The 21,351-nt window shown below is 70.4% G+C and carries 24 protein-coding genes; 6 read left to right on the top strand and 18 right to left on the bottom strand.

What is annotated here, in order from left to right; all coding sequences use genetic code 11:
• Positions 1-20: 20 nt before the first annotated feature.
• Positions 21-905, top strand: a complete 885-nt coding sequence (gene dapA / locus ACFVYE_RS00655) for a 4-hydroxy-tetrahydrodipicolinate synthase (protein ID WP_389603421.1) — start codon at positions 21-23, stop codon at positions 903-905.
• Here the strand turns inward: dapA and dapD are convergent.
• On the bottom strand, positions 902-1,891 hold the full coding sequence (gene dapD, locus ACFVYE_RS00660) for a 2,3,4,5-tetrahydropyridine-2,6-dicarboxylate N-succinyltransferase (protein WP_383974342.1): 990 nt from the start codon (positions 1,889-1,891) through the stop codon (positions 902-904). The two genes, dapA and dapD, sit on opposite strands and share 4 nt — an antisense overlap.
• An 89-nt stretch (positions 1,892-1,980) precedes the next feature.
• Positions 1,981-3,210 (bottom strand): MFS transporter, encoded by a 1,230-nt coding sequence (locus ACFVYE_RS00665; RefSeq protein ID WP_383974339.1) that lies wholly within the window; start codon positions 3,208-3,210, stop codon positions 1,981-1,983.
• 111 nt (positions 3,211-3,321) lie between these two features.
• Here ACFVYE_RS00665 and ACFVYE_RS00670 point away from each other — a divergent pair, with 111 nt between their 5' ends.
• Complete coding sequence (locus tag ACFVYE_RS00670) at positions 3,322-4,209, top strand: winged helix-turn-helix transcriptional regulator (protein ID WP_383974336.1); 888 nt, start codon at positions 3,322-3,324, stop codon at positions 4,207-4,209.
• A gap of 105 nt (positions 4,210-4,314) precedes the next feature.
• Here the strand turns inward: ACFVYE_RS00670 and ACFVYE_RS00675 are convergent, their stop codons facing one another.
• A complete protein-coding gene (locus tag ACFVYE_RS00675; protein WP_389603424.1) occupies positions 4,315-4,851 on the bottom strand; it encodes a TetR/AcrR family transcriptional regulator in 537 nt (178 codons plus the stop codon).
• A complete protein-coding gene (locus tag ACFVYE_RS00680) occupies positions 4,851-5,171 on the bottom strand; it encodes a multidrug efflux SMR transporter (RefSeq protein ID WP_351078852.1) in 321 nt (106 codons plus the stop codon). The genes ACFVYE_RS00675 and ACFVYE_RS00680 overlap by 1 nt, the downstream gene beginning before the upstream one ends.
• 112 nt (positions 5,172-5,283) lie before the next feature.
• Here ACFVYE_RS00680 and ACFVYE_RS00685 point away from each other — a divergent pair, with 112 nt between their 5' ends.
• Positions 5,284-6,387 carry a hypothetical protein gene (locus ACFVYE_RS00685; protein WP_389603426.1) on the top strand — a complete coding sequence of 368 codons (1,104 nt, stop codon included), beginning with the start codon at positions 5,284-5,286 and terminating at the stop codon, positions 6,385-6,387.
• Between the two features lie 6 nt (positions 6,388-6,393).
• On the opposite strand, the gene ACFVYE_RS00690 is transcribed toward ACFVYE_RS00685, so the two are convergent.
• From ACFVYE_RS00690 to ACFVYE_RS00735, 10 genes are all read right to left on the bottom strand, one after another.
• Positions 6,394-6,759 (bottom strand): VOC family protein, encoded by a 366-nt coding sequence (locus ACFVYE_RS00690; protein WP_389603428.1) that lies wholly within the window; start codon positions 6,757-6,759, stop codon positions 6,394-6,396.
• 64 nt (positions 6,760-6,823) lie between these two features.
• The gene (locus ACFVYE_RS00695; RefSeq protein WP_389603430.1) at positions 6,824-8,218 is read right to left on the bottom strand and encodes a DUF3616 domain-containing protein; all 1,395 of its coding nucleotides are present in this window, start codon (positions 8,216-8,218) and stop codon (positions 6,824-6,826) included.
• 141 nt (positions 8,219-8,359) lie between these two features.
• The gene (locus ACFVYE_RS00700) at positions 8,360-8,713 is read right to left on the bottom strand and encodes a metal-sulfur cluster assembly factor (protein WP_383972177.1); all 354 of its coding nucleotides are present in this window, start codon (positions 8,711-8,713) and stop codon (positions 8,360-8,362) included.
• The gene (gene sufU / locus ACFVYE_RS00705; protein WP_114243911.1) at positions 8,710-9,165 is read right to left on the bottom strand and encodes a Fe-S cluster assembly sulfur transfer protein SufU; all 456 of its coding nucleotides are present in this window, start codon (positions 9,163-9,165) and stop codon (positions 8,710-8,712) included. Before sufU ends, ACFVYE_RS00700 begins: the two co-directional genes overlap by 4 nt.
• 26 nt (positions 9,166-9,191) lie before the next feature.
• On the bottom strand, positions 9,192-10,448 hold the full coding sequence (locus ACFVYE_RS00710; protein WP_093539688.1) for a cysteine desulfurase: 1,257 nt from the start codon (positions 10,446-10,448) through the stop codon (positions 9,192-9,194).
• Positions 10,445-11,209 (bottom strand): Fe-S cluster assembly ATPase SufC, encoded by a 765-nt coding sequence (gene sufC / locus ACFVYE_RS00715; protein WP_114243913.1) that lies wholly within the window; start codon positions 11,207-11,209, stop codon positions 10,445-10,447. Before sufC ends, ACFVYE_RS00710 begins: the two co-directional genes overlap by 4 nt.
• 7 nt (positions 11,210-11,216) lie before the next feature.
• Positions 11,217-11,534 (bottom strand): bifunctional 3-phenylpropionate/cinnamic acid dioxygenase ferredoxin subunit, encoded by a 318-nt coding sequence (locus ACFVYE_RS00720; protein ID WP_093899509.1) that lies wholly within the window; start codon positions 11,532-11,534, stop codon positions 11,217-11,219.
• Positions 11,534-12,715: a Fe-S cluster assembly protein SufD gene (gene sufD, locus ACFVYE_RS00725; protein ID WP_383972182.1), complete on the bottom strand. Its 1,182-nt coding sequence runs from the start codon at positions 12,713-12,715 to the stop codon at positions 11,534-11,536. Before sufD ends, ACFVYE_RS00720 begins: the two co-directional genes overlap by 1 nt.
• Positions 12,716-12,774: 59 nt before the next feature.
• A complete protein-coding gene (gene sufB, locus ACFVYE_RS00730; protein WP_093899511.1) occupies positions 12,775-14,196 on the bottom strand; it encodes a Fe-S cluster assembly protein SufB in 1,422 nt (473 codons plus the stop codon).
• Entirely contained in the window at positions 14,193-14,933 is a 741-nt protein-coding gene (locus ACFVYE_RS00735) for a helix-turn-helix transcriptional regulator (protein WP_383972186.1), read from the bottom strand. Before ACFVYE_RS00735 ends, sufB begins: the two co-directional genes overlap by 4 nt.
• Before the next feature lie 136 nt (positions 14,934-15,069).
• On the opposite strand from ACFVYE_RS00735, the gene ACFVYE_RS00740 reads away from it, so the two are divergent.
• From ACFVYE_RS00740 to ACFVYE_RS00750, 3 genes are all read left to right on the top strand, one after another.
• Positions 15,070-15,996 carry an ABC transporter ATP-binding protein gene (locus tag ACFVYE_RS00740; RefSeq protein WP_383972190.1) on the top strand — a complete coding sequence of 309 codons (927 nt, stop codon included), beginning with the start codon at positions 15,070-15,072 and terminating at the stop codon, positions 15,994-15,996.
• Complete coding sequence (locus ACFVYE_RS00745) at positions 15,993-16,760, top strand: ABC transporter permease (RefSeq protein WP_389603435.1); 768 nt, start codon at positions 15,993-15,995, stop codon at positions 16,758-16,760. The genes ACFVYE_RS00740 and ACFVYE_RS00745 overlap by 4 nt, the downstream gene beginning before the upstream one ends.
• 76 nt (positions 16,761-16,836) lie before the next feature.
• Complete coding sequence (locus tag ACFVYE_RS00750; protein WP_383972195.1) at positions 16,837-17,850, top strand: heme A synthase; 1,014 nt, start codon at positions 16,837-16,839, stop codon at positions 17,848-17,850.
• A gap of 161 nt (positions 17,851-18,011) precedes the next feature.
• On the opposite strand, the gene ACFVYE_RS00755 is transcribed toward ACFVYE_RS00750, so the two are convergent.
• Genes ACFVYE_RS00755 through ACFVYE_RS00770 form a run of 4 tightly spaced genes read right to left on the bottom strand, consistent with a single transcriptional unit; the run spans position 18,012 to position 21,347 of the window.
• A complete protein-coding gene (locus ACFVYE_RS00755) occupies positions 18,012-19,007 on the bottom strand; it encodes a sugar kinase (RefSeq protein WP_383972198.1) in 996 nt (331 codons plus the stop codon).
• Positions 19,004-19,873: an SMP-30/gluconolactonase/LRE family protein gene (locus ACFVYE_RS00760; protein ID WP_383972201.1), complete on the bottom strand. Its 870-nt coding sequence runs from the start codon at positions 19,871-19,873 to the stop codon at positions 19,004-19,006. The genes ACFVYE_RS00755 and ACFVYE_RS00760 overlap by 4 nt, the downstream gene beginning before the upstream one ends.
• The gene (locus ACFVYE_RS00765) at positions 19,870-20,511 is read right to left on the bottom strand and encodes a bifunctional 4-hydroxy-2-oxoglutarate aldolase/2-dehydro-3-deoxy-phosphogluconate aldolase (RefSeq protein WP_383972203.1); all 642 of its coding nucleotides are present in this window, start codon (positions 20,509-20,511) and stop codon (positions 19,870-19,872) included. The genes ACFVYE_RS00760 and ACFVYE_RS00765 overlap by 4 nt, the downstream gene beginning before the upstream one ends.
• Positions 20,499-21,347, bottom strand: a complete 849-nt coding sequence (locus ACFVYE_RS00770; protein WP_383972205.1) for a hypothetical protein — start codon at positions 21,345-21,347, stop codon at positions 20,499-20,501. The genes ACFVYE_RS00765 and ACFVYE_RS00770 overlap by 13 nt, the downstream gene beginning before the upstream one ends.
• Positions 21,348-21,351 lie beyond the last annotated feature (4 nt).

Here is a 21,351-nt window from a genome sequence, read left to right on the forward strand (position 1 = left end):
GGCCGACCGACACTTCAGGGATGACAGCACCCGTAGCCCCCTTCGGCCGCGCGCTCTGCGCGATGATCACGCCGTTCACCGCCTCCGGCGCGTTGGACCCGGACGCCGCCCAGAAGCATGCCGCCTCTCTGGTCGCCGACGGCTGCGACGGTCTGGTGCTCAGCGGCACCACCGGCGAGTCCCCGACCACCACCGACGCCGAGAAGACCGCACTGCTGCGGGCGGTGAGGGCGGCGGTCGGCGACGGCGTGCCGATCGTCGCCGGGGTCGGCAGCTCGGACACCCGGCACACCGCGGCCCTCGCCCAACAGGCCGAACAGGCGGGCGCGGACGGCCTGTTGGTGGTGACGCCGTACTACAGCAGACCACCGCAGGCCGCCGTCGAGGCGCACTTTCGTCGCGTCGCCGACGCGACCGGACTTCCGCTGATGCTGTACGACATCCCCGGCCGCACCGGCACCCGCATCGAGCCGGAGACCCTGCTGCGGCTCGCGGAGCACCCGCGCATCGTGGCCGTGAAGGACTGCGCGTACGACCTGCTCGGCTCCACGAAGGTGATCGGCGCAACCTCGCTGGCGTACTACTCGGGCTGCGAGGAGCTGAATCTGCCGTTGTACGCGGTGGGCGCGGCGGGCTATGTCAGCACGGTCGCCAATGTCGCGCCCCGGCAGCTGAGGGCGGTCCTGGACGCCTTCGATGCCGGGAACACCGCGGGAGCCGCCCGGCTCAACCGGCTGACCGTCCCGCTCGCCGAGCTGATGATGGCCTCCGGACTGCCCGGCACGGTCACGGCGAAGGCGCTGCTCGACGCCGGACCTGTCCGGGAACCGCTGCAGCCCGCCGGGCACGAGGCGACCGACGGGCTGCGAAGGGCGTACGAGGAACTCCTCGCCGCTACGAGCTAGTTGTGGCTGTGCAGGATGTCGTTGAGACCGCCCCAGACCGCGTTGTTCGGGCGGGCCTCGACGGCGCCGGTGACCGAGTTGCGGCGGAAGAGGATGTTCGAGGCGCCGGAGAGCTCACGGGCCTTGACGATCTGGCCGTCCGGCAGCGTGATGCGGCTGCCGGCCGTGATGTAGAGCCCGGCCTCGACGACGCACTCGTCGCCGAGCGCGATCCCGACACCGGCCTCGGCGCCGATCAGGCAGCGCTCGCCGATGACGATGCGCTCCTTGCCGCCGCCGGAGAGGGTGCCCATGGTGGAGGCGCCGCCGCCGATGTCGGAGCCGTTGCCGACGACGACACCGGCGGAGATCCGGCCCTCGACCATCGACGTGCCGAGGGTGCCCGCGTTGAAGTTGACGAAGCCCTCGTGCATGACGGTGGTACCGGAGGCGAGGTGCGCGCCGAGCCTGACCCGGTCGGCGTCGGCGATCCGGACGCCCTTCGGCGCGACGTAGTCCGTCATCCGGGGGAACTTGTCGACCGAGGTGACCTGGAGGTGCAGGCCCTCGGCGCGGGCGTTCAGCCGCACCTTCTCCACGTCGTCGACGGCGACCGGGCCGAGCGAGGTCCAGGCGACGTTGGTGAGGAGACCGAAGAGGCCGTCCAGGTTCTGGCCGTGCGGCCGGACGAGGCGGTGCGAGAGGAGGTGCAGGCGCAGGTACGCGTCGTGGGCGTCGAGCGGCTTGTCGTCGAGCGAGGCGATGACCGTACGTACGGCAATGATCTCGACACCGCGGCGGGCGTCCACGCCGACGGCCTTGGCGGCGCCCTCGCCGAGGAGGTTGACGGCCTGGTCGGGGGTGAGCCGTTCGGTTCCGGCCGGTCCGGGCTCTGCGGTGAGCTCGGGGGCGGGGAACCAGGTGTCGAGAACGGAACCGTCGCCGGCGATGGTGGCGAGGCCGGCGGCGACGGCGCCGGTGGTGCGAGCAGGAGTCGTGTCGGTCATGACACGAACCTAACCGGCGAGGCACCGCCGGAGCCAACCGGTCTCGCCGGATGGTCGCGCGCGGTCCCCGGGAGCCCAGGACCAGCCGGTCAGCCGGGCTGCGCCTGCCGTTCGGGTGCCGGTGCGGGTGCCTCCTCGCGCACCGGCCCGCGCAGCCGCCGCGCCGCCAGCACCGCCGCCCCCGCACCGCCCGCCAGCACCGCGCAGGCCGGCCAGAGCAGTCCGGGCGCCGCGGCGTAGAGGGCGCCGCCGATCGGCGGCGCCAGCACCTGGCCGCTGATGGAGGCGCCCGCGTACAGGCTCTGGAAGCGGCCCTGCGCATGGGAGGGAGCCTGGTCGGCGACGTACGCCGTCGCGGTGGTCTTGTAGAGGATCTCGCCCGCGGTCAGTGACGCCATCATGGTGACGGCGAACAGCGCCCCGGCCCCCGGGATCAGCACCGCGTATCCCAGCCCCACGAGCAGCAGCCCGGTGCCCACGATGCTCAGCGGTGCGCGCCGGCGCAGCGCGTGGGCCGCGGGGAGTTCCAGCAGCAGGATGAGGCCGCCGTTGACGGAGAGCAGCCAGCCGTAGAACTGGGCGCTGTGGCCGTGCTCGGACAGGAAGACGGGCAGCGTCGAGTACTGCTGCCGGTAGACGAGGTCGACGCAGAGGATCGCGGTGAGCAGGACCAGCACGGCGTGCCTGGCCCGCAGCTCCCGCCAGAGCCCGGGCGCACCGGGCTCGCGCACCGGCCGGTTGTGCGCGGTGCCGTGCGCCGGGAGCACCATCGACGCGTATCCGGCGAAGAGCAGCGTCCCGAGGCCGTCGGCGACGAACAGCCAGTCGTACGAGAAGCGGGCGGCGATCAGCGCACCGAGCGGCGGGCCGACGGCGAACGCCGCGTTGCTCCCGGCCCGCACGAGGGCGAAGCTCTGGCGCCGGCCGCCCTCGGGGACGGAGACGGCGACGAGTGCGGCGTTTGCCGCGCGTACGACACCTGCCGCGTACTGCGCGAGCGGCAGCACGCCGTACATCGCCGCGACCGGCAGGACCGGCAGGACGGCAAGCGCCGTCCCGCTCACCAGCGAACCGGTCAGGAGCATCCGGCGGTGGCCGTAGTGGTCGCCGAACCAGCCGCCGGTGAAGTTCCCCGCGACCAGGCCGATGCCGCCGACACCCGCGATCACTCCGGCCTGTGGGACGGTCAGTCCGCGCGGGCCGGTCAGATAGATGAAGAGATAGACGAAGGTGAAGCTGACGACTCCGTTGAGAAAGGAACCGAAGGCCAGCAGCCGTACCGTGCGCGGTACGTCCCGCACGATCCCGAAGAACCTCATTCGCAGCACCCTCCCCGGTGAGTTTCTCTTGGGAACTGACTATGGCATCATGATTTCCTGCAGGTCAATCAGGTGGGAGACGACCGCGGGAGACCGACGGAGGAGAAGCCCATGCCCCAGCGCACCAGCCTGGCCGACGCCGACTGCGCGATCGCCCAGGCGCTCGATGTCGTCGGCGACTGGTGGACCCTGCTGATCGTGCGGGACACGGCGCGCGGGGTGCACCGCTTCGACGCGCTCCAGGAAGAGCTGGGCGTGTCCCGCAAGGTGCTGACCGAGCGGCTGCGGCTGCTGGTCGACGCGGGAGTGCTGTCCCGGGAGCCGTACCAGGACCGGCCGCCCCGGTACGAGTACCGGCTCACCCGGCGTGGACGCGCACTGCTGCCCGTACTGATCGCGCTCCAGGACTGGGGCGACACCTGGGTGATGGGAGACGGGGAGATGATGGCAACGGCCACGGAGGCGTCGAAGGAGGCGGCCCGGGTGCACGCCCTGGTGGGCACGCGCCTGCCCGAGCTGCAACTGCTCGACTACGACGGCGTGTTGCGCGACCCGGTCGCCGGCACCCCGTACACCGTCCTGTACTGCTTCCCCAGCGCCTACGCCCGCCGGGACGCCTATCCGCCGGGCTGGTCCGAGATCCCGGGGGCGAGCGGCTGCACCCTCGAATCCTGTACGTATCGCGACCGGTCGGCCGAGTTCACGGCGGCGGGCGCGACCGTGCACGGGGTGTCCACCCAACGCCCGGACGAGCAGCGGGCGTTCGCGGACGCGGAGCGGCTGCGCTTCCCGCTGCTGTCCGACGCGGAGCTGGAGCTGACGGCGGCGCTGCGACTGCCGACGTTCCGTGCGGCGGGAACCAGCCGGCTGAAGCGGCTGACGCTGGTGGTGGACAGGGGCCGGACGATCCGCGAGGCGTTGTACCCGATCACGGACATCGAGGCGAGCGTGCAGGCCGCGCTGACGGCGATCCGAGGGGCCGGCCCGTCCGGCGGGTGAGGGGCACTTGAGGCCGGAGCGGCCCGGAAGCCCGGCCGCTCCGGCATCCGAGAACAGAGCGGCCCGGCAAACCTGAGCCGTCGGGCTCGATCGAGGGCGGAGCCATCAGCCGACGACGCGCCCCAGCATCTCCCGCGCATACGCCTCGTCGTACTCCCCGCCGGTGAGCAGCACCTGCAGACAGATCCCGTCCATGAGCGCGATCAGCGCCCTCGCCGTGGCCGGATCGGTGCGCCGGGACAGCAACTCGGCCGTGCCGTCGGTCCATTCGGCGGCCACGGGCCGCAATGCGGGCCTGCGGAGCGCGGCAAGATACAGCTCGTACTCCAGCTCGGCCCGCCCGCGCCCACCGGAGAAGTACTCACCCAGCAGCCCGGCCAGTTCCCCGGCGAGGTCGGCGGCCGGGTCCGTCAGGGCCCCGCACTCCCGCATGACCTCGGCGAAGTTCTCGTTCGACCGGCGCAGGGCCGCGATCAGCAGCTCGTCCAGCGAGGCGAAGTGATACGTCGTCGAGCCGAGCGGCACATCCGCCTCGGCCGCGACGGAGCGGTGGCTGAGCCCCGCGATGCCCTTGGCGCCGACCACCCGGATCGCGGCATCGATGATGCGGTCGCGCCGCTCGGGGTCGTAACGGCGTGTCATCAGTGGGCTCCTCCCAGATTCAGCACCACCACTCCGGCGATGACCAGCGCTATGCCCGCCAGCTTGACCAAATTGCCGGACTCCCCCATGAAGAGGATGCCGATGGCGGCGACCGCGGCTGTCCCGATTCCGGCCCAGATGGCATAGGCGGTGCCCATCGACAGCGTCTTCAACGTCTGGGCGAGCAGCGTGAAGGCTATGAGATAGCCCGCGACGGTGATGAGCGAGGGCCAGAGCCGTGTGAAGCCCTCGCTGTATTTCATGGCCGTCGTGCCGGCCACCTCCGCCGCGATCGCCGCGGCGAGCAGTCCATATCCCATGTGTACGAGTGTACGCATCGCTGCGCGCGCCACAGTACGGCAGCTTTGCGCCACCCGGGACGCTACGGTGTCCCGACCAGCACACAGGACGACAACACACAACGGAGCAGCAGTGGCGCAGGACGCAGGGTGGGGCGGCGGTCCGCCGTACGGCGGAGCACCGTACGCAGGGCCACCGGGATGGGGCGGCTGGATGCCGCCGCCGAAGCCCGGAGTGATACCGCTGGCACCCCTCAAGCTCGGGGACATACTCGGCGGCGCCTTCAGCACGATGGGGCGCTACTTCAAGCAGCTGTTCGGCATCGGTGCGGCCGTGTACGGCGGGGCGCTGGTCGTCGTGGGGGCGGCGGCCCTGATCGCGTACTCCGCGGTCAGTGACCCTCTGCACCGGGTCCTCTCGCTCAGCGCCGATGAGGACCCGGCATCGAAGGACCTCACACCGGTACTGATCGCCTTCGGCGCCGTCTGGCTGGTCGCCATGGTCGCGCTCATGATCAGCACAGCCATGATGTACGCGGCCGTTCCCTCGGTCCTGCAGGAGGCCGTACTGGGCAGGCCGACGACCTTCTCCGTCATCTGGCGCCGGGCCTGGGCCCGCGTGCCGGCGTTGATCGGAACGGTGATCCTGACGGCCCTGATCGCGGCGATCCCGGTGGTACTGGCGATGATCGGCTTCCTCGCCCTCATGATCGGCGCGATCGCACTGACGGACGGACCCGGCGCCGCGGTGTGGACCTCGCTCGGCTTCCTGGGCGCCCTGGCCACCGCACCTCTGGCGGCCTGGCTCTGGGTGAAATTCAGCCTGGCCCCCTCGGTCGTGGTCTTCGAGGGGCAGCGCCCTGTGGCGGCACTGCGCCGCTCGTCGCAGCTGGTGCGCGGCGACTGGTGGCGGATCTTCGGGATCAGCCTGCTGGCCTTCGGCATGGCGGCCGTGGCGAACTACTTCATCCAGATCCCGTTCTCGTTCCTCGGCATGTTCTCCGGCGTCATCGGCGGCTCGACCCTGGACGACGACCCGAACCCCGCGGCGATCGCCTTCGCCATGAGCGGCTATGTGGTGATCCTCTTGCTGGGACAGCTGATCGGTCAGCTCGTCTCGGCAACGTTCCCGCAGCTGGTGACCGGACTCCTCTACGTCGACCGGCGCATGCGTACGGAGAACCTGGGCCCGGTCCTCGCCGAGGCGGCGGCCGTACCGCCGCAGTACGGCCACTAGGGCCCCTCAGTCGATGAGCGAGTTCTTCGGGCTCAGCACACAGAACTCGTTCCCCTCCGGGTCCGCCAGCACCACCCAGCTCACATCAGCCCCCTGCCCGATCTCCACCCGCCGTGCCCCGAGCCCGATGATGCGCTCGACCTCGACGGCCTGGTCATCGGGGGCGAGGTCGATGTGCAGCCGGCTCTTGGCCGTCTTCTTCTCCGGCACGGGGACGAAGGTGATACCGGGAACCGCGGACTTGTCGGCGCCGATGACGATTTCGTCGTCGGCCTCGAAGAGCACCTTCCAGTCGAGCACTTGGCACCAGAAGCGGGCGAGCGACGGAAGATCGTGGGTGTCGACGACGATGCTGTAAAAGGAAACGGCCATGCCCGCCGGTCTGCCTGGCGGGCATGGCCGTTCACCACACCGAATCGCGAAGCCGCCCGATGCGTCAGCCGCCGACGGTGAACCAGACGGCCCGGGACTTCTTCCACTCGGCGTGGTCGAGGTCCTTCGCCTCCGTGCCGTCCCCGTACAGATCGGCCGATCCCGCGTCCGTGATCACCTGTGCCCGGGCGCCCGGAACCGTCAGGTCCGGAACGTCGACGACGGCCTCCCAGCCGCCCGGTTCGGCGGTCGGCAGATCGGCCCGCTTGACCGGCGCGTGTGAGGCGACACCGTCCCATGTGTAGAGGGCGTACGGGTCGGAGTTGTCGTCGGCCGCCCAGGAACCGGCCACGATCAGATACTGATCGGCGGCGTTCTTGCGGATGTCCCGGATGCTGAGCCCGCCGAGGTCCAGCTCGATCGGCGTACCGATGACCGCCTTCGCCCCGATGCCGGCCACCTTGTCGAAATTGGTGACAGGCACGATCAGGGCCTTGCCCCCTTCCTTCGGCGGCACGAGAGGCGCCCGGAAGCCGAGGTACGCGGTGGTCGTCGAGCCGGGCGCGAACTCCAGACCCTCGATGTTGAACCCGTCGATCTGCTTGGGCACTTCACCGTCCGCCGTACCTGCGGCGAAGCCGTACCGGTTGCCGTTCGCCCTGTCCCAGGCGACGAGGTCGTCCCGGAGCTTCTTGTACGAGCCGCCGACCGTCAGCTGGGTGGCGGCGCCCGACCCGGTCACCGTCGTGGTGAAGACGGTGTTGCGGTCGGACTTGTACTCGCCGTCCTTGTTGTTGCCGAGCGAACCGGTCCAGTAGACGGTGTTCCCGACCCGGGCCGCGCCCTCGATGTCGATCTCCTTGTCCGCCCCGAGCGCCGAGCCGACGTCCCAGCTCCTCACGGGCGCACCGGATGCCGAACGGCTGTACAGCCGCAGCGTGTTGGACTCGTCGTCGGCCACGACCGCGTACCCGCCGCCGACATCGACGGCGGCCGAGGCGTCCGAGGACCCGGTGAGGTAGCGCGTGTCTGCGGAGTTCTGCACGGCGGCGGACGCTGCGTAGTGCAGCGTCTTGGTGGCGGTCTTGCCGCCGAGCCCGGTGACCTTGATCGTGAGGTCCGTGTAGCCGCGCGCGTGCGCTGCGACCGAGAGCTGCCGGGTGGCGCCGGTCCCCGTCACGGTCACATCACCGGTTCCGGCAACGGACGACTTGGAGCTGGCGGACGCCGCCACACCGAGCGCGGTGACATCGGCGCCGCTCTGCGCGACGCTGACGGTGACCACGGGGTCGCCGGTCGCACCGACGGCACCGGAGAGGTAGGAGACCGAGAGCCCGATCGTCGGCGTTCCGTAACTCGCAGCGTGCGCGGGGGTGTTGACCCCCAAGGCGGCCAGCACGAGCACACCGCCCGCGGCGGCGGCCGCCCGGCGGTTCTGGAGCGAAAGCTGATGCAGCACAGCGTGCCTCTCGTCGGCGTGATGTCGAGGAGCAGGTTGCGGTTCCCGCGCCAACGGCAAAGACACGTCATGCGTACAGCAGACGAACAACGCGGAACGGCCCCCGGCAGAAGCCGGGGGCCGTTCCGCGTTGCAGATGGCTCAGACGTTGAAGCCGAGCGCGCGCAGCTGCTCGCGCCCGTCGTCCGTGATCTTGTCCGGGCCCCACGGCGGCATCCAGACCCAGTTGATCCGCAGCTCGCTGACGATGCCGTCGGTCGCGGACTTCGCCTGGTCCTCGATGACATCGGTCAACGGGCAGGCCGCAGACGTCAGGGTCATGTCGAGGGTGGCGATGTTGGCGTCATCGATATGGATGCCGTAGATCAGGCCCAGGTTGACGACGTCGATGCCCAGCTCGGGGTCGACGACGTCGTACAGGGCCTCGCGGACCTCCTCCTCGGAGGCCGGCTTGGTCGTCAGGCCCTCGTTGGATGTCACCGTGTTCTCGCTCATGCCGTCTTCCCTTCGGACAGCGCTTTCGCCGTCGCGTCCTTCCACGCCATCCAGCTCAATAGCGCGCACTTGACCCGGGCCGGGTACTTCGAGACACCGGCGAACGCGACCGCGTCCTCCAGTACCTCCTCCATCGCGTCGTCCGGCTCCAGCTGGCCCTTCGACTGCATCAGTTCCAGGAAGGTCTCCTGGATCTTCTGCGCCTCGCCCAGCTCCTTGCCGACCAGCAGGTCGTTCAGCACGGATGCGCTGGCCTGGCTGATGGAGCAGCCCTGACCCTCGTACGACACATCGGTGATGGTCTCGCCGTCGTACTTCACCCGGAGAGTGATCTCGTCGCCGCACGTCGGGTTGACGTGGTGCACCTCGGCGTCGCCGTCCCGCAGGCCGCGCCCGTGGGGGTGCTTGTAGTGGTCCAGGATCACTTCCTGGTACATGGAATCAAGCTTCACCAGTCAACCCTCAGCCGCTATGCCTATTAACCGAAAAAGTTCCGTACGTGTTCCAGACCGTCCACCAGGGCGTCGACCTCGGCGGGCGTGGAGTACAGATAGAACGACGCTCGCGTCGTCGCAGGAATTCCGTACCGCAGGCAGACCGGCCGTGCGCAGTGGTGTCCGACCCGGACCGCGATGCCCTGCTCGTCGAGTACCTGGCCCACATCGTGGGGGTGGATGTCGCCGAGCGTGAAGGAGATCGTGGCACCGCGGTCCTCGGCCGTCGCAGGACCGATGATCCTGAGGTCCGGGACCTCCAGGAGTCGCTTCACCGCGTATTCGGTGATCGCGTGCTCGTGCCGGTAGATCTTCTCCATGCCGATCGCCGAGAGGTAGTCCACGGCCGCGCCGAGGCCGACGGCCTGGGCGATCGGAGGCGTACCCGCCTCGAACTTGTGCGGCGCGGGGGCGTACGTCGACGAGTGCATCGACACGGTCTCGATCATCTCGCCGCCGCCGAGGAACGGCGGCAGGTCCTCCAGGAGCTCCTGCCGTCCCCAGAGAACGCCGATGCCGGTCGGGCCGACCATCTTGTGACCGGTGAAGGCCACGAAGTCCGCCTGCAGCGCCTGCACGTCGAGCACCATGTGCGGGGCGGCCTGCGATGCATCGATGCAGACCAGCGCGCCGACCTGCTGGGCACGGCGGATGATCTTCTCGACCGGGTTGATCGTGCCCATGATGTTCGAGACCAGGGTGAAGGAGACGATCTTCGTCTTCTCCGTGATGATCTCGTCGATGTTGGACAGGTCGAGACGGCCGTCGTCGGTGATGCCGAACCACTTCAGCTTCGCGCCGGTGCGCTGCGAGAGCAGCTGCCACGGCACGATGTTGGAGTGGTGCTCCATCTCCGTGGTGACGATCTCGGTGTCGTGGTCCACCCGGTAGGGCTCATCGGCCCAGCCGAGCATGTTCGCCACGAGGTTGAGCGACTCGGAGGCGTTCTTGGTGAAGATCACCTCGTTGCGGCTGGGCGCGTTGATGAACGCGGCGACCTTGTCACGGGCGCCCTCGTACAGCGCCGTGGCCTCCTCCGCGATCGTGTACACACCGCGGTGCACATTGGCGTTGTGCCGCTCGTAGTACTCGTTGAGGGCGTCGAGCACCTGGCGCGGCTTCTGCGAGGTGGCCGCACTGTCCAGGTAAACGATCTTCTTCCCGTCGTGGACCGTACGATCCAGCAGGGGGAAGTCCTTGCGGATCGCCTCGGTGTCGAGGAGGCCCGGCAGCTGTGTCACGCGGAAGCGCCACCCTTCACATATGCCTCGTAGCCCTCGTTCTCCAGCTTGTCGGCGAGCTCGGCGCCGCCGGACTCGGCAATGCGGCCGTTGGCGAAGACGTGCACGAAGTCGGGCTTGATGTAGCGGAGGATCCGCGTGTAGTGCGTGATCAGCAGAGTGCCGACCTCGCCGGTCTCGCGGACCCGGTTGACACCCTCGGAGACGATGCGCAGGGCGTCGACGTCCAGACCGGAGTCGGTCTCGTCGAGGATCGCGACCTTCGGCTTGAGGAGCTCCAGCTGAAGGATCTCGTGGCGCTTCTTCTCACCGCCGGAGAAGCCCTCGTTGACGTTGCGCTCGGCGAACGCCGGGTCCATCTGGAGCTGGGACATCGTCTCCTTGACCTCCTTCACCCAGGTACGCAGCTTGGGCGCCTCGCCGCGGACGGCGGTGGCGGAGGTACGCAGGAAGTTGGAGACCGAGACACCGGGGATCTCGACCGGGTACTGCATCGCGAGGAACAGACCGGCGCGAGCGCGCTCGTCGACGGTCATCTCCAGGACGTCCTCACCGTCCAGGGTCACCGAACCACGGGTGATCGTGTACTTGGGGTGACCTGCGAGGGAGTACGCGAGGGTGGACTTACCGGACCCGTTGGGGCCCATGATGGCGTGGGTCTCGCCCTGCTTCACGGTCAGGTCGACGCCCTTGAGGATCTCCTTCGTGGCGTTGTCGGCCTCGACGGAGACGTGCAGGTCGCGGATTTCAAGCGTTGCCATGGGTGACTCAGGACTCCTGGGTGACGGAGACGAGCACATCGTCCCCTTCGATCTTGACGGGGTATACGGGGACGGGGCGCGTCGCGGGAAGGCCGGACGGCTTGCCGGTGCGGAGGTCGAAGCTGGAGCCGTGCAGCCAGCACTCGATCATGCAGTCCTCGACCTCTCCCTCGGACAGTGAGACGTTCGCGTGCGAGCAGATGTCGTTGATCGCGAACACCTCGCCCTCGGTACGGACGACGGACACCGGGATGCCGTCGAGCTCCACCCGCTTCGGGGTGTCGTCCTCCAGCTCACTCAGCGCACAGGCTTTGACGAAGGCCATCAGACGGAAGCCTTCAGCTCGGTCTCGATCTTTTCGAGCAGCCGCGCCTCGACGTCCGGCAGACCGATCTGCTGGACGAGCTCGGCGAAGAAGCCGCGCACGACGAGCCGCCGGGCCTCCTCGGCCGGGATGCCGCGGGACATCAGGTAGAAGAGCTGCTCGTCGTCGAAGCGGCCGGTCGCGGAGGCGTGACCGGCGCCGACGATCTCGCCGGTCTCGATCTCCAGGTTCGGCACCGAGTCGACCCGCGCGCCGTCCGTGAGAACGAGGTTGCGGTTCATCTCATAGGTGTCGGTGCCCTCGGCCCTGGCCTGGATGAGTACGTCACCGATCCACACCGCGTGTGCGCCTTCGCCCTGGAGCGCGCCCTTGTAGGCGGCGTTGGACTTGCAGTGCGGGGTGTTGTGGTCGACCAGGAGGCGGTGCTCCTGGTGCTGGCCCTTGTCGGTGAAGTACAGACCGAAGAGCTCGGCCTCGCCGCCGGTGCCCGCGTAGCTGACGCGCGGGTGGAGACGGACGAGGTCGCCGCCGAAGGTGACGACGATCGACTTGAACGAGGCGTCCCGGCCGACCAGCGCATTGTGCTGGCCGACGTGGACAGCGGTCTCGTCCCAGTCCTGCACGGAGACGACGGTGAGCTTCGCGCCGTCACCGAGGACGTAGTCCACGTTGGCGGCGAGCACCGCGTCACCGGTGTGGTCGATGACGACGACGGCCTCGGCGAAGGCACCCAGCTCGATGACCTGGTGGCCGTAGGCCACGCCGCCCTCGCCGTGCACCGCGATGCGGATCGGCTCGGTGAGCACGGCCTCCTTGGCGACCGTGACGACGGACGCCTGCTCGAAGGACGTGTACGCCTGGGCGGCGACGCGGTCCACCGGGGTGCCGGCCTTCCCGAGCCGGGAGTCGTCGCGGCCGACGGTCTCGACCGTGACGCCCTCGGGAGCCTCGATCGCGACCTTCACACCGCCACCGGTGGCGACGGCCGTGCCGTCGTGCAGGCCGCGCAGCCGCTCCAGCGGCGTGAACCGCCACTCCTCCTCACGGCCGTGCGGGACCGGGAAGTCCGCGACGTCGAAGGACGGGGGCGCGCTCATGCGCGTGGCGACGGTCGACTCGGCGGCCACCGCGATGGACCCGGTGGTGGTGGACCCCGCCGGAATGTTCTGAGCCTCAGCCATGGCTGTCGTAGTGCTCGCTTTCTCTGTCAAAAGTCGGGGAATTCGGTCGTCAGGCTGTGCTAGCCGACCGAACCCTCCATCTGCAGCTCGATCAGCCGGTTGAGCTCGAGGGCGTACTCCATCGGCAGCTCCTTCGCGATCGGCTCGACGAAGCCGCGCACGATCATCGCCATCGCCTCGAACTCCGTCAGACCACGGCTCATCAGGTAGAAGAGCTGGTCCTCGGAGACCTTGGAGACGGTCGCCTCGTGCCCCATCGACACGTCGTCCTCGCGGACGTCGACGTACGGGTAGGTGTCGGAGCGCGAGATCGTGTCGACCAGCAGCGCGTCACAGAGGACGTTGGACTTCGCGCCCGGCGCGCCCTCGCCGATCTCGATCAGGCCGCGGTAGGAGGTACGGCCGCCGCCTCGCGCCACCGACTTGGAGACGATGTTGGAGGAGGTGTTCGGCGCCATGTGGACCATCTTGGCGCCGGCGTCCTGGTGCTGGCCCTCGCCCGCGAAGGCGATGGACAGGGTCTCGCCCTTGGCGTGCTCGCCCATCAGGTAGACGGCCGGGTACTTCATGGTGACCTTGGAGCCGATGTTGCCGTCGACCCACTCCATGGTCGCGCCCTCGTAGGCCACGGCGCGCTTGGTGACGAGGTTGTAGACGTTGTTCGACCAGTTCTGGATCGTCGTGTAGCGGCAGCGGCCGCCCTTCTTCACGATGATCTCCACGACCGCGGAGTGCAGCGAGTCGGAGGAGTAGATCGGCGCGGTGCAGCCCTCGACGTAGTGGACGTAGGCGTCCTCGTCGACGATGATCAGCGTCCGCTCGAACTGGCCCATGTTCTCCGTGTTGATACGGAAGTAGGCCTGCAGCGGGATGTCGACGCGGACACCCTTGGGCACGTAGATGAACGAGCCACCGGACCACACGGCCGAGTTCAGCGAGGCGAACTTGTTGTCGCCGACCGGGATGACGGTGCCGAAGTACTCCTTGAAGAGCTCCGGGTGCTCCTTCAGCGCGGTGTCGGTGTCGAGGAAGATGACGCCCTGCTCCTCCAGGTCCTCACGGATCTGGTGGTAGACGACCTCGGACTCGTACTGCGCGGCGACACCGGCGACCAGGCGCTGCTTCTCCGCCTCCGGGATGCCGAGCTTGTCGTAGGTGTTCTTGATGTCCTCGGGCAGGTCCTCCCAGGACTCCGCCTGCTTCTCCGTGGACCGCACGAAGTACTTGATGTTGTCGAAGTCGATGCCCGACAGGTCGGAGCCCCAGTTCGGCATGGGCTTCTTGTCGAACAGCCTGAGGCCCTTGAGGCGCAGCTTCAGCATCCACTCGGGCTCGTTCTTCTTCGCCGAGATGTCGCGGACGACATCCTCGGAGAGCCCGCGCTTGGCTGCGGCGCCTGCCGCGTCGGAGTCGGCCCAGCCGAATTCGTACGTACCCAGACCCTCGAGCTCAGGGTGGGCAGTCTCCGTAGGGAGCGTCATGCGGGGTTCCTCCCGGCCGTGCTTGCAGATGCTGAATTGGTGGTCTGTGGTGCTGAGTGGCCGCTGCGCGGAATGTACGTCGTACACACACCGTCGCCGTGGGCGATGGTGGCCAGACGCTGCACATGCGTCCCGAGGAGGCTGGAGAAGAACTCCGTCTCCGCCTCGCACAGCTGCGGATACTGCTCGGCGACATGAGCGACCGGGCAGTGGTGCTGGCACAGCTGCTCGCCCTGCTGCGGGCCGGGCGCGCTACGCGCCGTAGCAGCGTACCCGTCGGCCGACAAGGCCTTGGCCAGCGCCTCGGTGCGCGTCTCGGGATCCGCGGCCTCCATCGCCGTGCGGTACACCTCGGACTGGGCCGCGAACCTGGCCCGGGCGAAAGCGACGACCGCTTCGTCGCCCGAGGTCTCGGCGATCCAGCGCAGCGCGTCCGCGGCGAGCTTGTCGTAGGACTGGTCGAAGGCGTCCCGCCCGCAGTCGGTGAGGGCGAACGCCTTGGCCGGGCGGCCACGGGTCCGCGCCCCGTACACCCGCTGCTCGCGGGCTTCGACGACGCCGTCGGCGACGAGGGCGTCGAGATGGCGGCGGACCGCGGCCTGAGTGAGGCCGAGGCGCTTCGCCAGCTCGGCGACGGTGGACGGGCCGTGGTCCAGGATGGAGCGCGCGACCCGGTTGCGCGTCGAGCGCTCTCCGGTCGCGAGTTCCTCCTGCGGAGCCTCGCCAACGTATTTCACAACGCCATTGTTGCGTAATTCATCGGCCCCTGACAACCACGGTCCGGAACGATCTACGGTGCCGTTCATCACTTAGGGTTACCTAATTCGGCCCCGGGGGACTCACCCGCCGGGCCGCTGCCTAGACTTACCGGCCATGAAGAACGAGCCGGTCGTGCAGATCCGGGGCCTGGTGAAGCGGTACGGCACCAAGACCGCCGTGGACGGCCTCGACCTGGGCATACGCACCGGTACGGTCACCGCCGTCCTCGGCCCCAACGGCGCCGGCAAGACCACCACCATAGAAACTTGCGAGGGCTACCGCCGCCCGGATGACGGGACGGTACGGGTCCTCGGACTCGACCCGGTCACCGAGGCCGCGAAGCTCCGCCCCCGGATCGGCGTGATGCTCCAGTCGGGCGGCGTCTACTCCGGTGCACGCGCCGACGAGATGCTCCGCCACATGGCGAAACTCCACGCCGATCCGCTGGATGTCGACGCCCTGATCGAGCGCCTCGGCCTCGGCAGCTGCGGCCGTACGACCTACCGTCGGCTCTCCGGCGGCCAGCAGCAGCGGCTCGCCCTGGCAATGGCCGTCGTCGGCCGCCCCGAACTGGTCTTCCTGGACGAGCCGACCGCCGGCCTCGACCCGCAGGCCCGCCGCTCCACCTGGGATCTCGTACGGGAACTGCGGGCCGACGGTGTGTCGGTCGTCCTCACCACGCACTTCATGGACGAGGCCGAGGAGCTCGCCGACGACGTCGCCGTCATCGACGCGGGCAAGGTCATCGCCCAGGGCAGCCCCGAGGCGCTCTGCCGCGGCGGCGCCGAGAACACCCTGCGCTTCACCGGCCGCCCCGGTCTCGACCTCGGCTCCCTCCTGAAGGCACTGCCCGACGGCACGGAAGCGGCCGAGCTCACTTCCGGCACGTACCGCATCACCGGCGACGTCGACCCGCAGCTGCTGGCCACCGTCACCTCCTGGTGTGCGCAGCACGGAGTGATGCCGTCCGGCATCTCCGTGGAGCGTCGCACCCTGGAGGACGTCTTCCTGGAACTGACCGGCAAGGAGCTGCGCGCATGAGCGCCGGTACGTACACCCCGCAGGCGGGCGCCGCCCCGCTGTCCCGCATGATCACCGCGCAGACCGCGCTGGAGACGCGGATGCTGCTGCGCAACGGCGAGCAGCTGCTGCTGACCGTGATCATCCCGACGCTGCTGCTGGTGCTCTTCAGCGCGGTCGACATCGTGGACACGGGGGCGGGCAGGTCCGTCGACTTCCTGACGCCGGGCGTTCTCGCGCTCGCCGTGATGTCCACGGCCTTCACGGGCCAGGCCATCGCCACCGGTTTCGAGCGGCGGTACGGGGTGCTCAAGCGGCTCGGCGCCTCGCCGCTGCCCCGCTGGGCTCTGATGACCGCCAAGACGCTTGCGGTACTGGTCACCGAGGTGCTGCAGGTGGTCCTGCTCACGGTGATCGCGTTCGCGCTCGGCTGGTCGCCGCACGGCAACCCCTTCGCCGTGCTGATGCTGCTCGTACTCGGCACCGCGGCCTTCTCCGGGCTCGGGCTGCTGATGGCCGGGACGCTGAAGGCGGAGGCGACGCTCGCCGCGGCCAATCTGGTCTTTCTGCTGCTGCTGGTCGGCGGCGGGGTGATCGTGCCGCTGGACAAGTTCCCGGGCGTGGTGCAGTCGGTGCTGGGGCTGCTGCCGATCGCGGCGCTGTCGGACGGACTGCGGGATGTGCTCCAGCACGGCGCGTCGATGCCGTGGAGCGACCTCGGCATCCTCGTGGTGTGGGCGGTGCTCGGGCTGGGCGCGGCGGCGAAGTTCTTCCGCTGGGAGTGAGCCGGCGGACGCGCTCCGTCGACGTTTCGGGGTAACTCGTCCCCCTCGTGAAAGCTTGCACAAGCCTCCGCCTACGATGGTGCGCGTGCCCAAGCTGACCCGAGCCGAAGTCGCTCAAGCCGCGCGGAACCCGCTCCTGTGCATCGCCGAGCGATGGACTCCGTCCCCCCGCACGGTCCGCCGTGCGGCCATGTCGGCCGTCGTCATGGCCGTGCTCATCGTCGTGACCGGCGGCGCGGTACGGCTGACCGGCTCCGGCCTCGGCTGCCCGACCTGGCCCAAGTGCACCGACGAGAGCCTGACGGCGACGAGCGCGATGGGCTTCCACGGCGCCATCGAGTTCGGCAACCGGATGCTGACGTACGTCCTTTGCGCGGCGGTCGGGTGGGCGATCATCGCCGCCCGGTCCGCGAAGCCCTGGCGGCGCAGCCTCACCCGGCTCGGCTGGGCGCAGTTCTGGGTGGTCATGGGCAACGCGGTGCTCGGCGGCATCGTGGTGCTGGTCGGCCTCAACCCGTACACCGTCGCCGCGCACTTCCTGCTCTCCACGGCGCTGCTCACCGTCGCGATGGTGACCTGGCAGCGGGTCCGTGAGGGCGACGCGGCGCCCCGTCCGCTGGTGGGCAGGGCGGTGTCCCAGCTGACCTGGCTGCTCGTGGTCGTGGCGGGGCTGCTGATCGCGGTCGGCACGGTCGTCACGGGCGCCGGACGGCACGCGGGTGACTCCAGCGACGTCCACCGCATTCCGATCGACTGGAAGATGATCACGCAGCTGCACGCCGACCTGGCCTGGGCCGTGGTGGCACTGACCGTCGCTCTCTGGTTCGTGCTGAAGGCAGTGGACGCGCCGGTCGGTCCGCTCCACCGCGCCCGTGATCTCTTCCTGGTGCTGCTGGGGCAGGGCGTGATCGGTTACGTCCAGTACTTCACGGACACCCCGGAGATCCTCGTCGGCCTGCACATGTTCGGCTCGTGCCTGGTGTGGATCGCGGTCGTGCGGGTGCTGCTGTCGCTGCGTGAGCGCCCGATGGCCGTCGCCGCGGTGCCCGGTGCTGCTGCCGAGCAGCCGGAGCCCGCCGCGGCGGGCTGAGCCTGCGGCTGTGACCCCGGCGTTCGAGGCCGGGTCCACGGCAGCCCGACCTGCCCGTGGACCGGTCCGGCGGGCGGTCGCCACCCGGTGACCGAGCGCCGGGGACGGGCCCGGCCCTCGGTGTCGTGGCGCCGTCGTTGCCCACCCCGCCCGCGGCCGGGTCACTGTCCTCGGGCCCAGTCCTCCGGCGCCGCGTCCAGCAGTTCGGCGATCCGGGCGCGGTCCGGCAGCGGCCCGTGGTCACCGGTGACCCGCAGCGCGGCGCCCGCGGTGAGATGCCCCAGCCGCAGCGCCCGTACGGTGTCCCCGCCGCGCAGCAGCCCGGCGAGGTACCCGGCCGCGAACGCGTCGCCCGCGCCCACCGGTTCGACGACCTCGACCCCTGGGGCGGGCACGGTGTGGACCCGGGCGCCGTCGAACGCGGTGGCGGCCCGCCCGGCGTCCTTGACGACGAGGATGCGCGGCTGGGGCAGCAGCTCCCGCACGGCGGCCGCGTCGGCCAGTCCGTCCCCCCACAGGGCCTGGGCCTCGTCGAGACCGACGAAGGTGATGTCGGCCCGCCGGGCGAGGGCGAGCAGTACGGCGGCCGCCGTGCCGTCCGTCCACAGGGCGGGCCGGTGATTGACGTCGAAGCTGACGGGACAGGGGCGATCATGGGTGGCGGGCTCCAGCAGCGCGGTGACCAGCTCGCGGCAGCCCTCGGAGAGTGCCGGGGTGATGCCGCTGAGGTGGACGAGCCCTGCGGTGCGCACGGCGTCGTCGTCCAGCAGCTCCGGGGTCAGGGCCGAGGCGGCGGAGCCGCGGCGGTAGTAGTGCACCCGGGTGCCGTCGGTGCCGGGGTCCTTGACGAGGAGTCCGGTCGGGCGGTGCGGGTCGGTGCGCACACCGCTGATGTCGACGCCGGACGCGGCCACTTCGGTACGGATCCGGCGGCCGAACGGGTCGTCGCCGAGGGCGGAGACCCAGCGGGCGGGCACTCCGTGGTCGGCGAGGTACATCGCCACATTGGATTCGGCGCCCGCGATCCGTACCCCGAGCTGTCCGGCCCCCTCCAGCGGGGCGGCCGGTTCCGGCACCAGCGCGGCCATGGTCTCCCCGATGCAGGTCACCGGGGGCCGGGCGGGCCATCGGCCCCCCGGACGGGATGCCGGGGTCATGCGGAACTCCCCGGCCGGTAGGCGGCGGTGGGCAGGCCCGGAACCTCGACCCGCACGGCGAAGACCGCGCCGTCCAGCGGTCCGGGTGCGGCGAGACCGTGCCGGGCGCTGGCGACGTACAGGGTGTCCCCGTCGAGGCACAGCCCGGCCGGCTGCACCGCGGGAAGCCGGATCTGCCGGTCCAGGGTGCCGTCGGCGCGGTAGCGGTGGACGGTACCGGTGCCCCAGACCGCGGTCCACAGGGCGCCCTCGGCGTCGACCGTCATGCCGTCCGGGCTGCCCCGGTCGAGCACGGCGAAGGTGTCCGGCGCGCCCGGCAGCCCGCTGTCCGGGTCGACCGGGTAGCGGCGGATGACGCCCTTCGCGCTGTCGGCGAGATACATCACGGTGCCGTCCGCCCCGAACGCCGGGCCGTTGGGCACGGTGAGGCCGTCCAGCACCCGGGTCACCGTTCCGTCGTGGCCGACCCGGTAGAGGGAGCCCGCTCCCTCCTCGGCGTCGTACGCCATGCTGCCCGCCCAGAACCGCCCCTGTGGATCGGCGGTGGCGTCGTTCATCCGCATCGGCGTGGCAGCCCCGTCCTCGGGGCGGCCGAGCCACTCGGGGCGGCCGTCCGGGGTGATCAGGCAGATGCCGGTCCCGGCGGCCGCGATCCAGTGGCCGGGGTGCCCGTGGACGGGGGCGACCGCGCCCAACGGCTCGGTCAGCCGGGCCAGTTCGGTCAGCGGGGCCGTGCGGTCGGCAGGGCCGGTCAGCAGCCGTCCGGTGAGGATGTCGACGAGGACGATGCGGCCGTCGACCGCGCGGATACCCTCGCCGAGCCCGAGCCGGTCCTGCCACTGGACGGCCGGTGCGCCGGCGCTCATCGCCCGGCGTCCGCGGGGAGGCGTACGGCATCGAGGAAGGCGCGGGTGCGTTCGCGCAGCGCGTCGAGGCTGCCCCCGTCGGCCGCGTCGCCGACCAGTGGGGAGCCGACGCCCACGGCGGTCGCGCCCAGGGCGAGATAGCTACGGGCCAGTTCGGCGTCCACTCCCCCGACCGGCACGAACGGCGCGTCCGGGAACGGCCCGCGCAGCGCCTTCAGATAGCCGGGGCCACCGGCCTGCTCGGCGGGGAAGATCTTGTACGCGTCGGCGCCGAGCCGTTGCGCGGCGACGATGTCGGCCGGGGTCATCACTCCGGCCAGTACGGGCAGCCCGAGGCGCTTCGCCTCGGTGACGCCCTCGCAGACGGCCGGGGTGACGACGAAGTCGGCTCCCGCGTCGCGTACCGCCTGTGCGTCCTCGGCGGTCAGGACGGTGCCCGCGCCGAGCGGCGCCGTCGGGCCGAGGGCGGCGCGGGCCCGGCGGATGACGTCGAGCGTGTCCTTTCCGCTGAGGGAGACCTCGATGAGGGCAAGGCCCTCATCGGCCAGGGTGAGTACGGTCCTGAGCGCGGCATCCGCGTCGGCGCCGCGCACGATGGCGACGATCCGGTGGGTGCGCAGCGCGGTCAGCAGATCCACGTGCGGTTTCCCTTTCCCTTCTGTACTGCTGTTGCTGTCTCTGTCTGCGTTGCCGCTTCCGCCGTCACGGTGAGGCGCCAGCGGACCTCGCCGCTGTCCGGGACGCGGGCGGCGTCCCCGTCCCCTGCGGCTGCCAGGTCGAAGACCCGGCCGAGCATCGGCTCGACCCCGATGGAGCGGTACGGCTCCTGCTCGGGAAAGCCCCCGAGGTTGCGCCACAGCGCGACGGACACCGGCTGGCCCTCGGCCTCGACGGCCAGCCGGAGAGTGGCCGCGCCGTCGTGGACGTACACCTGCGGGGTGTCGACGATCGCGCCGACGGCCGTCCCGTCGTCCGGACCGAGCCGGTCGAGCCCGCCGTCCCGGCCGGGCTGCGAGGGCCAGGAGCAGGGGGTCCACTCCGCGCCGCCGTCCGGGTAGAGGCGCATCGGCGCGCCGTCCCTGATCCCGATGCGGGCACCCGGCGCGAGGTCGAGCAGGGCGTGGGCGGCCCACAGGAAGCGGTAGCCGGGGTCCGCCGTGAGCCGGTAGTCGACCACCACCCCGTCCCCGTCGGCATGGATCAGACGGCTGAGTCCGAAGTCGGGGCAGTCGACGGACTCGGTGCCGTCGGCGGCCCGTTGCCAGGGCCGGGCCCAGGCGTCGCCGTGGTCGGGAGTGCCGCGCACCGTCGGTACGCACTCCTCCAGTCCACCGGCGTCGGCGAAGGCGTCGCCCGGACGGACGCCGGGACGGCGCGGCTCCTCGCGATGCCAGAGCCATTCGCGTCCGGCCGCCCGCAGGGACGTCCACCGTCCGCCGTGCGCCGGGTCGGTCCCGATCCGCGGCGGGGTCATGGCG

It is taken from the genome of Streptomyces sp. NPDC058239 (genome assembly GCF_042882185.1).
Classification (GTDB): Bacteria; Actinomycetota; Actinomycetes; order Streptomycetales; family Streptomycetaceae; genus Streptomyces.

Excerpts from the sequence above, each read along its gene's own strand:
- dapA (WP_389603421.1), top strand. The coding sequence starts at position 21 with ATGACAGCACCCGTAGCCCCCTTCGGCCGCGCGCTCTGCGCGATGATC.
- dapD (WP_383974342.1), bottom strand. The coding sequence starts at position 1,891 with ATGACCGACACGACTCCTGCTCGCACCACCGGCGCCGTCGCCGCCGGC.
- ACFVYE_RS00665 (WP_383974339.1), bottom strand. The coding sequence starts at position 3,210 with ATGAGGTTCTTCGGGATCGTGCGGGACGTACCGCGCACGGTACGGCTG.
- ACFVYE_RS00670 (WP_383974336.1), top strand. The coding sequence starts at position 3,322 with ATGCCCCAGCGCACCAGCCTGGCCGACGCCGACTGCGCGATCGCCCAG.
- ACFVYE_RS00675 (WP_389603424.1), bottom strand. The coding sequence starts at position 4,851 with ATGACACGCCGTTACGACCCCGAGCGGCGCGACCGCATCATCGATGCC.
- ACFVYE_RS00680 (WP_351078852.1), bottom strand. The coding sequence starts at position 5,171 with ATGGGATATGGACTGCTCGCCGCGGCGATCGCGGCGGAGGTGGCCGGC.
- ACFVYE_RS00690 (WP_389603428.1), bottom strand. The coding sequence starts at position 6,759 with ATGGCCGTTTCCTTTTACAGCATCGTCGTCGACACCCACGATCTTCCG.
- ACFVYE_RS00700 (WP_383972177.1), bottom strand. The coding sequence starts at position 8,713 with ATGAGCGAGAACACGGTGACATCCAACGAGGGCCTGACGACCAAGCCG.
- sufC (WP_114243913.1), bottom strand. The coding sequence starts at position 11,209 with ATGGCAACGCTTGAAATCCGCGACCTGCACGTCTCCGTCGAGGCCGAC.
- ACFVYE_RS00720 (WP_093899509.1), bottom strand. The coding sequence starts at position 11,534 with ATGGCCTTCGTCAAAGCCTGTGCGCTGAGTGAGCTGGAGGACGACACC.
- sufD (WP_383972182.1), bottom strand. The coding sequence starts at position 12,715 with ATGGCTGAGGCTCAGAACATTCCGGCGGGGTCCACCACCACCGGGTCC.
- sufB (WP_093899511.1), bottom strand. The coding sequence starts at position 14,196 with ATGACGCTCCCTACGGAGACTGCCCACCCTGAGCTCGAGGGTCTGGGT.
- ACFVYE_RS00740 (WP_383972190.1), top strand. The coding sequence starts at position 15,070 with ATGAAGAACGAGCCGGTCGTGCAGATCCGGGGCCTGGTGAAGCGGTAC.
- ACFVYE_RS00745 (WP_389603435.1), top strand. The coding sequence starts at position 15,993 with ATGAGCGCCGGTACGTACACCCCGCAGGCGGGCGCCGCCCCGCTGTCC.
- ACFVYE_RS00750 (WP_383972195.1), top strand. The coding sequence starts at position 16,837 with ATGGTGCGCGTGCCCAAGCTGACCCGAGCCGAAGTCGCTCAAGCCGCG.
- ACFVYE_RS00755 (WP_383972198.1), bottom strand. The coding sequence starts at position 19,007 with ATGACCCCGGCATCCCGTCCGGGGGGCCGATGGCCCGCCCGGCCCCCG.
- ACFVYE_RS00760 (WP_383972201.1), bottom strand. The coding sequence starts at position 19,873 with ATGAGCGCCGGCGCACCGGCCGTCCAGTGGCAGGACCGGCTCGGGCTC.
- ACFVYE_RS00770 (WP_383972205.1), bottom strand. The coding sequence starts at position 21,347 with ATGACCCCGCCGCGGATCGGGACCGACCCGGCGCACGGCGGACGGTGG.